Source organism: Sporosarcina cyprini, from assembly GCF_022048975.1.
GTDB lineage: Bacteria > Bacillota > Bacilli > Bacillales_A > Planococcaceae > Sporosarcina > Sporosarcina cyprini.
The window spans coordinates 25,665-37,683 of sequence record NZ_JAKMHX010000016.1; the positions used below are offsets into that span (position 1 = coordinate 25,665).

Annotated in this window: 12 protein-coding genes and 1 riboswitch; of the genes, 5 read left to right on the plus strand and 7 right to left on the minus strand. The window is 48.9% G+C overall.

Annotated features, from left to right (window positions below; genetic code table 11):
- Nucleotides 1–19: 19 nt before the first annotated feature.
- Nucleotides 20–206, minus strand: a riboswitch (cobalamin riboswitch).
- Between the two features lie 286 nt (nucleotides 207–492).
- Entirely contained in the window at nucleotides 493–684 is a 192-nt protein-coding gene (locus tag L7D49_RS03735; protein ID WP_238079480.1) for a hypothetical protein, read from the plus strand.
- Between the two features lie 225 nt (nucleotides 685–909).
- Nucleotides 910–1,233 (plus strand): hypothetical protein, encoded by a 324-nt coding sequence (locus L7D49_RS03740; protein ID WP_238079481.1) that lies wholly within the window; start codon nucleotides 910–912, stop codon nucleotides 1,231–1,233.
- 342 nt (nucleotides 1,234–1,575) lie between these two features.
- Here L7D49_RS03740 and argS read toward each other — a convergent pair whose 3' ends face one another.
- Both argS and L7D49_RS03750 read right to left on the minus strand, forming a co-directional pair.
- On the minus strand, nucleotides 1,576–3,243 hold the full coding sequence (gene argS, locus L7D49_RS03745; RefSeq protein ID WP_238079482.1) for an arginine--tRNA ligase: 1,668 nt from the start codon (nucleotides 3,241–3,243) through the stop codon (nucleotides 1,576–1,578).
- Nucleotides 3,240–3,683, minus strand: coding sequence for a YwiB family protein (locus L7D49_RS03750; RefSeq protein WP_238079483.1), 444 nt, complete (start codon nucleotides 3,681–3,683; stop codon nucleotides 3,240–3,242). Before L7D49_RS03750 ends, argS begins: the two co-directional genes overlap by 4 nt.
- 147 nt (nucleotides 3,684–3,830) lie before the next feature.
- Between L7D49_RS03750 and L7D49_RS03755 the strand changes: the two genes are divergently transcribed.
- Nucleotides 3,831–5,891, plus strand: coding sequence for a transglycosylase domain-containing protein (locus tag L7D49_RS03755; protein WP_238079484.1), 2,061 nt, complete (start codon nucleotides 3,831–3,833; stop codon nucleotides 5,889–5,891).
- A gap of 228 nt (nucleotides 5,892–6,119) precedes the next feature.
- Here the strand turns inward: L7D49_RS03755 and L7D49_RS03760 are convergent, their stop codons facing one another.
- The gene (locus L7D49_RS03760; RefSeq protein WP_238079485.1) at nucleotides 6,120–6,650 is read right to left on the minus strand and encodes a YwhD family protein; all 531 of its coding nucleotides are present in this window, start codon (nucleotides 6,648–6,650) and stop codon (nucleotides 6,120–6,122) included.
- Between the two features lie 68 nt (nucleotides 6,651–6,718).
- On the opposite strand from L7D49_RS03760, the gene L7D49_RS03765 reads away from it, so the two are divergent.
- Nucleotides 6,719–6,907 (plus strand): 2-hydroxymuconate tautomerase, encoded by a 189-nt coding sequence (locus tag L7D49_RS03765; protein ID WP_207960143.1) that lies wholly within the window; start codon nucleotides 6,719–6,721, stop codon nucleotides 6,905–6,907.
- A 500-nt stretch (nucleotides 6,908–7,407) separates the two neighbouring features.
- Here L7D49_RS03765 and L7D49_RS03770 read toward each other — a convergent pair whose 3' ends face one another.
- Together L7D49_RS03770 and L7D49_RS03775 are read right to left on the minus strand one after the other, a co-directional pair.
- On the minus strand, nucleotides 7,408–7,923 hold the full coding sequence (locus L7D49_RS03770; RefSeq protein ID WP_238079486.1) for a YwgA family protein: 516 nt from the start codon (nucleotides 7,921–7,923) through the stop codon (nucleotides 7,408–7,410).
- Nucleotides 7,924–7,939: 16 nt separating this feature from the next.
- Nucleotides 7,940–9,238 (minus strand): HD domain-containing protein, encoded by a 1,299-nt coding sequence (locus L7D49_RS03775; protein WP_238079487.1) that lies wholly within the window; start codon nucleotides 9,236–9,238, stop codon nucleotides 7,940–7,942.
- Nucleotides 9,239–9,450: 212 nt separating this feature from the next.
- Between L7D49_RS03775 and L7D49_RS03780 the strand changes: the two genes are divergently transcribed.
- Nucleotides 9,451–10,086, plus strand: coding sequence for an RsfA family transcriptional regulator (locus tag L7D49_RS03780; RefSeq protein WP_238079488.1), 636 nt, complete (start codon nucleotides 9,451–9,453; stop codon nucleotides 10,084–10,086).
- 36 nt (nucleotides 10,087–10,122) lie between these two features.
- On the opposite strand, the gene lipL is transcribed toward L7D49_RS03780, so the two are convergent.
- Together lipL and pta are read right to left on the minus strand one after the other, a co-directional pair.
- Nucleotides 10,123–10,965, minus strand: coding sequence for an octanoyl-[GcvH]:protein N-octanoyltransferase (gene lipL / locus L7D49_RS03785; RefSeq protein ID WP_238079489.1), 843 nt, complete (start codon nucleotides 10,963–10,965; stop codon nucleotides 10,123–10,125).
- A gap of 29 nt (nucleotides 10,966–10,994) precedes the next feature.
- A complete protein-coding gene (gene pta, locus L7D49_RS03790) occupies nucleotides 10,995–11,966 on the minus strand; it encodes a phosphate acetyltransferase (protein ID WP_238079490.1) in 972 nt (323 codons plus the stop codon).
- Nucleotides 11,967–12,019 lie beyond the last annotated feature (53 nt).

Genomic DNA, 12,019 nt, shown 5'->3' on the forward strand with positions numbered 1-12,019 from the left:
AAACCTATCCTCGTAGGGTTGCGGGTGATTCACAAAGGCAGGTCTCCTGGCTCGTGCTCCAATCGCGTACCGCGCCTTCCCGGATCAGATCCAGTGGCATCAGGCGGATAGCTCGCACTTACAGTGGCGGGACCGCGCCGGCTTCGAACCGGCTTCCCTTTTAACCCCGTCGTTGATGGCGGGGCACCTTCATGTTCGGATATGTAATTGTGTACGCAACCATTATACTATAAAACATTTCCTTGTCGATAGACGGAAAGTTGCAGCGAATATTACAAGAGTGGAGAAATGACGAGTTTCCTGTGCTTTTGGTGTAGTTTAAATTTTGAGAACGGTGCGGCTGGTACGCGAGGAGGATTACGTAACTGGAAAGCTGATGGCGCGCTGAATGCACTTTACCATCTAAGGAATTTTGGTTGTAGACTTGATACTGCGGGCATGCACGGAGTGTAAGCAAGGGCGATTTATTTAGATGGCCGGGTGGATTTTTACATGGTGAGGAGAACATACGAGAGGTTCGGAACCGGATACGAGCGGTTAATCAATTTTACGAGTGGTTCGAAACGAGATACGAGCGGTTACAAAGTTATACGAGTGGTTCAAAACGTTATTCGAGCGGTAAATGAAATATACGAGAGGTTCGGATGCAAATACGAGCGGTTCGAAACTGGATACGAGCGGTAGCCAAATGGATAAGCTAAGCATTATGCCATCTAAACGACGAGCATTCTATCATTGGATGAAATCGGCGTGTTCGCGTAGATGAGTAAGTCATCAGAAAACCTATGGCGCGCCGAATGTACTTAACAATTCAAGGGGTTGGTTTTTAGTTTGGGTCGTAAATTCGATTCTCCAAGTATGAACGGACTGAAAACGAGTGCGATTTAATTAGGAGGCCAGGCGGATTTCATGTGGAGAGAAAAACATACGAGCGGTTGCAAGTCGGATTCGAGCGGTTATTTAATTATACGAGAGGTTCAAAACGTGATTCGAGCGGTTACAAAGTTATACGAGTGGTTCGAAACTGGATACGAGCGGTTAATCAAATATACGAGAGGTTCGGAAGCAAATAGGAGCGGTTTGAAACGAGATTCTTATGATTACAAAATCCCCCCAGCTGACCGGACAGGATACGAGCGGTTACGAGTGGTTCGAAACGCGATTCGAGCGGTAAATGAAATATACGGGAGGTTCGGAAGGAAATACGAGCGGTTTGAAACGAGTTATGTTTGATTACAAAAATCTACCCAGCTGACCCGTCAGGATACGAGCGGTTGCAAGTCGGATTCGAGCGGTAATTTAATTATTCGAGAGGTTCAAAACGGGATTCGAGCGGTTACAAAGTTATACGAGAGGTTCAAAACGGGATTCGAGCGGTAAACGAAATATACGAGAGGTTCGGAAGGAAATACGAGCGGTTCGAAACGAGATACGCCGGATTACAGAATCCCCCTGCTGACTGGACAGGATTTGAGCGGTTACACAATGCGTCCTACATTCAAAGGTCCCCCCTTCAGACGAATAACAAAACAACCCCCGCCTCTCCCGATGAACCGGGACAGACGAGGGTTTTCTTTACATTCTTTCAGGCGCTGCGACGCCGATGAGTTTCAAGGCGTTGGCAACTGTTGTGCGTGTTGCAGTGACGAGGGCCAGACGTGCTTCGGATTGGTCGCGATTGTCTGGGTCGAGCACTTTTTCTGCGTTGTAGAAGCTGTGGAAGGTAGCCGCCAGCTCCTGGATGTATGTTGCGATGCGGTGTGGCGAGCGCAGGCGTGCTGCGTCCGCGACTACTTTCGGGAAGTCGCCAATTTTCTTTAGCAGTTCGACTTCTTTTTCCGACTGCAGCAAGTCCACGTGGTCGGTAGAAGCGACCATGCCTTTTTCTTCCGCTTGGCGCAAGATGGATGAGATGCGCGCGTGTGCGTATTGGGCATAGTAGACCGGATTTTCATTGGACTGGGAAATGGCCAGATCCAAGTCAAAGTCCATTTGGGAATCGCCGGAACGCATGGCGAAGAAGTAACGGACGGCATCCAAACCGACATCCTCGACCAGTTCGCGCAGCGTGACTGCTTTCCCTGTCCGTTTGCTCATTTTGAATTTCTCGCCATCTTTGTACAGCTGCACCATTTGGGCAACTTCGACTTCGAGCGTGTCGCGATCGTAGCCAAGCGCTTCGATGGCTGCTTTCATCCGCGGAATATAGCCGTGGTGGTCGGCGCCCCAAATATTGATAAGCTTGTCAAAACCACGACGAATCTTATCTTCATGATACGCGATATCTGGCGTCAAGTACGTGTAGCTTCCGTCGTTCTTGATCAACACACGGTCTTTATCGTCGCCGAATGTCGTGGAACGGAACCACGTTGCGCCGTCTTCTTCAAAGACGTGGCCATTGCTACGTAATTTATCGAGTGCGATGCCGATTTTTCCATCGGTATATAAAGAAGTCTCTGAGAACCAATTGTCGAAACGCACCCGGAAGTCTTCCAAGTCCTTCTTCAACTTTTCCAGTTCGTATTCAAGTCCGTACTTGCGGAAAAACTCAAGACGCTCTGTTTCCGGCATATGTGTGTACCGATCTCCGTACTCTTCCGCAAGTGTCTTTCCGATTTCAATAATATCCTGGCCATGGTAGCCGTCTTCCGGCATGTCCTTGTCCATGCCGAGTGCCTGGAAGTAGCGAGCTTCCACTGAGAGAGCCAGATTATTTACTTGATTGCCGGCATCGTTAATGTAGTATTCACGGGATACGTCGAAGCCCGCGAAATCAAGAATGTTGCAGAGGGAATCGCCAAGGGATGCGCCGCGCGCATGTCCTAGATGCAAGTCGCCCGTCGGGTTGGCAGAAACGAACTCGACTTGAACTTTTTCGTGTTGGCCAAATGTAGAACGTCCATAATCCGTTCCTTGAGCCAGTACCGCTTTCACTACATCTCCAAGGAAATCGGTCTTCAACCGAATATTTATGAAGCCCGGGCCTGCGATTTCTACTGATTTAATGGCTGTATCCGCAGTTTCCAAATGCTCCAAAATAGTTTCCGCAATGACGCGTGGCGGCTTCTTCGCCAGCTTCGTCAGCTGCATGGCGATGTTCGTCGCATAATCCCCGTTTTCTTTGTTTTTCGGTGTTTCCAGTAGAATTTCCGGAATCTCTGTTTCTGCCACCAGGTCAGCGGCGATAACCGCTTTTCGGAAAGCCGATTTGATTTCTTGTTGTATCTTTTCTACAGCGTTCATTTTTGTCCCTCCATGAAAGAAATTTGAAGCTTATATGTACCGAGCAGCGCTCCATCCGCATGCAGTTCGTAATGGACATGAAAATCCCCTACTGCGCCTGCTTTATCCGTATCAATTTGAAGTTCTTTTGTCTTTACTAGCAGATTGAACATGGCTGGACCATTTCCGTACGTACCCGGTCTCGGTGTTCCGATGGAAAACGGCAAACGCATTTGCACCGCACCGCTCCTCATGATGAGCGCTTCCTCATCGCCAAGTTTGACCGTTGTCCGGATGACTTGGCCATTCTGCTTTTCTTCAAACCGCAAATATAGGTTGCCCGCTTTTTCAATGATGACACCTTTTGCTTGCAGTGTATGTTTATCTGCCGGCTGGCCTGGATGAATGATCGTCGACCGCAGTTTGACATCCACGGCACGTTCCGTATTCGCAGTTTCCATTCAGAACCATCCTCCTACTCAAATATCTATCCATTATATCGTTTCTGCTGCAAACTTTCCAACGAAGTTTTCCCAATTCCGCCCGTTTAATCCTCTGATGCGTGTCCATACTGTTGGTAATGAAACATTTAAGGGGGTTCCGATGCGATGAAACGGTCTGATTTTATTAAAAAACAGAAGAAGCGGAGATTGCTGCGCACTTTCCTTATGCTTGCCATCACCGGAGTTACCGCCTTTTTCACAGCCCTGTTATGTCTTCGGATTTATGCGCAAATTGCGGGTGCCCCCTCACTGAGCGTGCCCAAGGCGTCTGTCTTTCTCGATAAGAACGGACGGCAAATCGGCGATAAATACTCGGCTGAACGCAGGTATTGGGTCGGCTTAGATAATATTTCACCTCACCTGGTGGATGCGTTCATTGCGACAGAGGATCGCAATTTTTATAAGCATAACGGGTTTGATTACCGAAGGATCGCAGGGGCTGTGCTGAAAGATGTGAAAACGATGAGAATGGCGGAAGGCGCCAGTACCATCACTCAGCAGTATGCCCGTAATCTATATTTGACACACGAGAAGTCGTGGAACCGCAAATTAAAGGAAGCGCTGTACGCTTATCGTCTAGAGATTTTCTATGAGAAAGACGAGATTTTGGAAGGCTATATGAATACGGTCTACTTCGATCACGGGATGTACGGAGTCGAAGCGGCCAGCAAGTTTTATTTTGCCAAACCGGCGAAGGACCTGACTCTCGAGGAGGCGGCCGTCATCGCAGCCATTGCCAAGGGGCCCTCCATCTATTCGCCAATCGATAATCCCGAACGTTCGCGAAACCGGCAATTGACGATTCTTCATTTGATGGAGGAACAAGGGTTTATTACGGAAGTGCAGGAAGAACGGGCAAAAAATACACCAATCGCGTTAAAGACAGACGAGTGGTCGGAAATGAAACGGGTAGCGCCTTACTTCTTGGATGAAGTGTGGAGAGAGGCTGAAAAAGTTTTGAGTGAAAAAGGGCGCTATCCTGGGGAAGGCGGATGGACGATTCGAACGACGCTCGATTTGCACCATCAGCAGGCCGCAGAAGAGATGGTGGACAAATGGATGCCGAAAAACGATTTGCAGGTCGCATTCATTTCGATGGAACCGGAAACCGGAGCCATTACCTCCATGGTCGGAGGCACTGATTATGCGGTAAGTCCTTTTAACCGAGCCACACAGGCAAAGCGGCAGCCGGGCTCCGCCATGAAGCCGATTCTTTACGCGGCAGCTCTGGAAGACGGCTTTAGCCCGCTGACTTTCATGTCGACCGAGCGGACCATTTTCACCTATGACGAAGGGCGTTCCACGTATGAACCGAAAAACATTAACGGAAAGTTTGCCGGCCATCCGATCTCCCTGGCTCAGGCCATCGCTTTGTCCGATAATATCTATGCGGTTAAGACGCTAGAAAAAGTCGGCTATAAAAAGTTCAATAATATGGCGGAGCGGCTCGGCCTGCATGTGAAATTTCAAGAGTCGCCGGCCGTTGCACTCGGCACTTCCGTTGTCACATTGAAAGAGATGACCAATGCATACAACCGGGTCGCCTCTAGCGGATTGAAAGTGGAACCGACGACTATATTATCCATTACTGATGCGCAAGGCCGGACCGTTTATGAAAAGCCGAAAACGACAAAAAAACGTGTGATTACAGAGCAGGATGCGTTCGTCCTCACTCATTTGATGACAGGTATGTTTGATCCGGTGTTCAATGATTATTTGATTTCCACCGGCCTGACGATGCGGCCGAAGCAGACGCGTCCTTATGCAGCCAAGTCCGGAACGACCATTTCAGACCAATACTTAATCGGATTTACTCCGTCGCTGACAGCCGGAATTTGGACTGGATTTGATGTCGGGCAGAATTTGACCGAGTTTGAAGACAAAGCCGCCTCCAAGCGGATCTGGATCGACTTCATGGAGAAGGTGCACGAAGGGAAGACGGAAGAACCGTTCGTCCCGCCAAGCGGAGTGAACGGAGTCATCGTGGATGTGGAAACCGGCGGAATTGCGGTTAATGAATGTCCGAAACAGCGTCTGGTTTACGTGAAGGAAAAGGATATGCCGCAAAAACTTTGCACCGATCGCAGCTTGCGGGAGGACCGACTGTCCGGTAACGACGAAGAAGAAGGTTCCTTCGAACTGTTCCCATTCTCCTTCTTTGAATAAAAGACGAGGAACCATCAAAAAAGCTATCCGTCCTACTAAGAGGATGGATAGCTTTTTTACCGATCTAGGCATCTCGCCCGTATTTGCTTGGGTTGTAAACATACAGGCGCAGACTGCGCTATTCCGGTTGTCCTAGCTTACAATGGCAAGCTGTATTTTTAGTGTACTTCCTTTCTCGTTTACATTCAACCTCGGATGCAATGGTCTTAAGGAAATGTCACATTTTGTTCATAAATGCGGCGACTCTGAACCCAGGTCAATCCGCAGTTTCGGCTCGCTCCGTTCCCACATCTCCGGGTTATGCGATTGCAGGAAATCGGCAAGGATTCGCTTCGACTTCTCATCCATCTCATCCACAATGATTTGCCGCTTCAGCGATTTATCCATTTTATTCACATGATCGGCCAGAATTTTGTAACCGCGCCGTTTTTCCTTATTGACGACCATTTCACAAGCAGTCACACCCGCATAGTACGGTCCGGCTTCCTTAAAATCGATCGTCACCCAAACGAGCCAATACGGCTTCCCGCCTTCCGAGTCCTCCCGGTTTGTTGTAAATTTCACGCCGCGCTCCGTCTCACTGCGGGCATGCATCGCCCCTATCTCGATGCGGGCTTCTTCCGCCTCGATATCCACGATGACCGGCGAAATATTTTCAAGCGATAACGACCCGATACCAAAGCCCTTATGGCCGTCTGTCGGATCGTTCTTTATAATGGTGAATCCCAATTTTTGTTTAGGTTTCTCTTCATTCGCCATTTTTATATCCTCTCCTACTCTGTTATTATATACACTATACCGAATTATCGCAGGAAGGGGGAAATGGTATGCCATACGTAACCGTAAAAATGATCGAAGGCCGTACAGAAGAACAAAAACGTGCACTCTGCGAAAAAGTGACAGCAGTTGTCTCCGAAACAACAGGAGCTCCCGTCGAAAACGTTGTCGTGTTCATCGAAGAGATGTCTAAAAATCATTATGCCGTCGCTGGAAAGCGCTTGAGTGACGCAGAATAAGTTGTACAGTCCACCGGCCTATGCCGGTTTTTTTATTTGGAATGAAATGCAAGGACGATTTTGTATTTGTCGGTGTTGTTATGGTTCCGGATATTAACTTTCTAGGGGGAGTGGCTACAGGAGGGAGTATTTCGGTTAGCTCCCCTAATTCCAGCCCCTTCAGCCAATATAATCCTCATTAAATCGCCTATCACCGTCTAAATCCATTCTATCACCGGGTAAACGGTTTCTATCACCGCCTGAAACCGTTCTATCACCGGGTAAACCGCTTCTATCACCGCCTAAACTGAATTGATCACCGCTTGACTACAATTCAGATGGATTTGTCGTGTTACTTCTTCTTATACCAATAGTCAGCCGAACACTATAAGCTCAAGCTGTTTACGTACCCACCAAAAACGGTAGTTTGCCGGAGAAACCCGGGTTTATTGCCACATTGAACTTGGTTCTTCACACTCAGACGATTCCCCCTCTCTTCAAGCCACACAAAAAGCCGGCAATTAGCCGGCTGGGATGGTTGTGCATTGTTGCAGTTCTTCGATGAATTCGAAGGCTGCGGTCATTTCGTCTTCTGTGAAGTTGAGTTTGCTTTTGACAATATGTACTTTGGCCACTTGCTCTTCTTTTGGCAGATGGTCGAAGTAGAGAAGGGTCGAAACGAGTTCCAGGAAACGGGAGCTTTTTCCGTTCAGCTTGCCGATACAGATGCTGAGCATTTCATGGGGTGTGTCGGCTGTTTCGAGGAAGCGTTCCCCTTCTTCTGTGACGTTGTAGTGATATTGGACGTAGGATCCTTTGTCCGTGCATTGTTCGGACAGGAATCCCATGGCGCACAGTTCTTCTACGCGCAGCGTCAACTCCTCCGAGTACGGTCCGTACATATGTAACTCATATTTTTCAACGAATGCAAAGTTCATTTTTTTTGCGATGTATACCATTTTCTGCAGTTTTTTTCGACCGCTCACTTCTTGCGCCAGTGAAATGAACTGTACAATTCTGGCATGTTCTTGCAACAAGTTGCCCACTCCTCTCTCATTCTTTCAACATTTTAAGCATGTCCGCGTAAAGCGGTATTTCGTCTTTCTTCTCGATCAAAAGATCTTCAGGGAAATAAATTTTATGGTCGGTTCGGCGTTTGCCTGATATGGCGTCCACGATGTCCGAGGATCGGGACAGCTCCCGCAATTCGCCGCCTGGCATCTGCAAGTAAATCGGGACGCGTTCGTTCTCTTCGCCCGGACGGTAAAAGTCGTATGGCAAATCAGAGGAAGAGTCGGCAACGAGGTAATATTCCGGATCCAAGCCGGCATCTTTAAACAGTTGCTCCAGCTTGCCGATCTTCCGGTATTCCTTCGCCGGATCGAATTCAGCGTATTGGAACAGCCGCCGATTAATAAAACGGTCGCATAAGTCTGCCAATATGGCATCTTTCTCTTTGCGCCACCATTGGAAATACGCTAATAAGACACTTTCATCCAGTGATATGTAGTCTTCCAGTTGAAAAGTTTGATTGAAAAAAGAGCGGAAATGGACAGGGTCATAGGTGAATTGGTATCCGCTGTTGTGCAGCTGTCTCGCCCGATGCAAGATTTTCATCAGTATGACTTCGGCACTACGCGAAACCGGGTGAAAATACACTTGCCAATACATTTGGTATCGGCTCATTATATAATCTTCCACCGCATGCATGCCGCTAAACTTGATGACGACCTGTTCTTCTGCAGGCCGCATGACGCGCAAGATTCGTTCCATATCGAAATGTCCGTAGGAAACGCCGGTGTAGTAGGCATCTCGCTGGAGGTAATCCATCCGGTCCGCATCGATTTGGCTGGAGATCATGCTGACGACAAGCTTGTCCGGGTATGTCTTGCCGATGACATCGGCCACTTTTTGCGGGAAATCAGGAGACACTTTTCGCAGAACGGCGTTCACTTCCGTATCGCCAACCAAAATCCGCTGCGTGAATTGCTCATGATCCAGGCTGAATACCTTTTCGAACGCATGCGAAAAAGGGCCGTGGCCCAAATCATGAAGGAGAGCAGCACAAAGCGTAACAAGACGTTCTTCATCGTTCCATTCAGCTCGCCCGCTGAATCCATCGTCGATGATGCGTCTTACAATTTCGTAGACACCGAGTGAATGTTGAAAACGGCTGTGCTCCGCTCCGTGAAAGACGAGATAGGTTGTCCCAAGCTGCCGGATACGGCGCAGCCGCTGGAATTCCCGTGTGCCGATGACGTCCCAGATCACTTGGTCCCGTACATGGATATATCGGTGAACCGGATCTTTGAATACTTTCTCTTCCAGAAGCTTTTCATTTTTGTATTCCATCTCCCGCACCTCCGGCCATCCATTTTCTTAAGTATATCAAAAAGTACTGCGAACGGAAGATGGCAAATGTAGTGATTTGGAACAGACTATCGACAACAGGTTGAATCAAATGTTTTTTATGAAGTGTTGCAGTTTGAATGAATAAAAGTATTCTGTGTTGTACACACTGACCTTAGGTTAGAAAGACTATGAATTTGGCAGGAGGCATGGAAATGGTGAAGGTCAGACAAGATGCTTGGTTAGAACAAGATGATATTTTATTAGCTGAAACGGTATTGCGGCATGTCCGCGAAGGAAGCACACAATTGAGCGCATTCGAAGAAGTCGGAGATGCGCTGAACAGAACGGCCGCCGCTTGTGGATTTAGATGGAACGCAGTCGTGCGGAGAGATTACGAGAAAGAGCTGTCAGAAGCGAAAAAGGAACGGAAACAAGCGATGCGCGTCCTCGGTCCCGATTTCAAACGACGCAGCCAGCAGCTGTTTACGCCAGGAACTAACGGTGAAGGCGAAGAAAAAGCGGCAGTTCCGCTTTCAGCTCTCTCCCTGGACACAATCATTGCCTATTTAATCCGCTTGCATCATAACGGCGGAGGAGATTCGGAATCACTTCGCTGGAAGCATACAGCCAAGATGGCAAATGATAAAGTGCACATGTTAGAGCAGGAAATCGAGAAACTACAACGCGAAAACGCTACACTTCGCAATGATTACGAGCAGTTTGTGCAAATTATGAACCGCGCACGCCGTCTCGTGACGTTGGAAGATACGGAAGATCGGGTTGCCCCTGTCTTCACGATGGAGAAAAACGGGAATCTCGTATCAAAAGAACCGCCGGCCAACAATTGATCCGGCGGTTTTTTTTATTCTATCAGCTTTACAATCTCAAGCACGCAGCATTTTTTGATTGCGCTCGACGACTCGTTTTAAATAAAATCCATACAGCTCCAGTTCCTCAGGCGTGAAACCGCCCATTTGGAGATCACCGCTCAATTCCCGCAGCAACAGCTGAGTGCGAATGACAATATCGCTCACAGTCAGCTCTGTCCCCAGAAGCTCGGATAAGGAGGCCATGACATCCGGCTCGATAACGGGATAGGCGAACTTTGTCTCCTCCCCTTGCAGGCCCGCCTCATACAGCGTACGGATAAGCTTGGCCCTTTCCGAACCGCTCCCTTCCACGCATAAGTACACTTGGACTGCCACACCTTGCCGCAATCTCCGCTGGGAAATTCCAGCGAACTTGCGCCCTTCCATGCTTAAATCATATGTGCCCGGGCAGTAAGAGCCGACGATCTCGTAAGCCTCAATCCGGTCTGCCGCTTCCGGGAAAAGGTGTTTTACGAAGGCGACCATCATTTCGTATCCCTCTGGAATGTCTATGGAGCCTTGCTGTTCCGATAAAACAAGGGAGATATTCAGCACCCCGCTGTCGAGCACAACGGCAAGACCCCCGGAGTTCCGGACAATGGTCTGATAGCCCGCCTCATGAATTAACGGAACAGCCTCCTCGATGTGGGGAAGCCGATGATCTTGGATGCCAAGAACCACTGTATGATCATGCACCCATGTGCGAACGGCCGGACTGCTCATCTGCTGTCCAACTAAGTGGCATAGTGTATCATCTGCGGCAAATGATTCTAATGCCGAACGCCCTCTGGCTGAGAATGACTCGTCCATAAAACGCCATTTCGGCATATGAAGCGATAGTTCTTCATTTGACTTCATATATGTCTCCTGCACTTTCCATCTTCAAATTACAAGCTTTGTGCCGCTGTGATCAGCGACAGCTTGTACACGTCATCCGCAGAACATCCGCGGGATAAGTCATTGACCGGCGCATTCAGCCCCTGCAAAATCGGGCCAATTGCTTCATAGCCGCCAAGCCGTTGAACAAGCTTATAGCCGATGTTACCTGCCTCAAGCGACGGGAAGACAAATACATTCGCGTCCCCTTTAAGCTCGGAGTCCGGCGCTTTTTTCGCCGCCACTTCCGGAACATAGGCCGCATCAAATTGGAATTCGCCATCTAATGCTAATTCCGGATCGAGCGTTTTAGCAATTTTAACAGCCTCTACTACTTTCTCCGTTTCTTCAGAGACAGCGGAACCCTTCGTCGAAAATGACAGCATCGCGACCTTCGGATCGATGCCGAATGCCTTCGCTGTTTTCGCACTTTCCAATGCGATTTCCGCCAGCTCCTGGGCTGTCGGCGCAATGGTGATCGCGCAATCTGCGAATACGAGCTTCTCCTCGCCCTTTATCATAATAAAAGCACCGCTCGTCTTTGATACGCCAGGCTTTGTTTTAATGATCTGGAGTGCCGGCCGTACTGTATCCGCAGTCGAATGCGCCGCCCCACTGACAAGTCCGTCCGCACGTCCCGAGTAAACGAGCATCGTTCCGAAGACGTTCGCGTCCTTCAGTAGCTCTCTCGCCTGTTCCACAGTCGCCTTTCCTTTTCGGCGTTCCACGAACATTTCGATCAGCTCTTCGACATATGGTGCTTGTTCCGGATCAATCCACTCGATTCCGTCCATCTGTATTGATGCATCTGCTGTAGCTTGTTGTAATTGCTGTTCATTACCGAGCAGAATTGGCTTCACAATGCCTTCCTCTTGCAAGCGCACTGCGGCTGTCAGAACCCGGACATCCGTCCCTTCCGGCAAAACAATCCTCTTTCCGCGGTTGTCCAGTTGTTGTCGCAGCTGGTTGAATAAATCTGTCATCCGGCATCCACCCTTCTTTTTCTTCTGTCCTCTTAGCATACCACTGCCAAGGG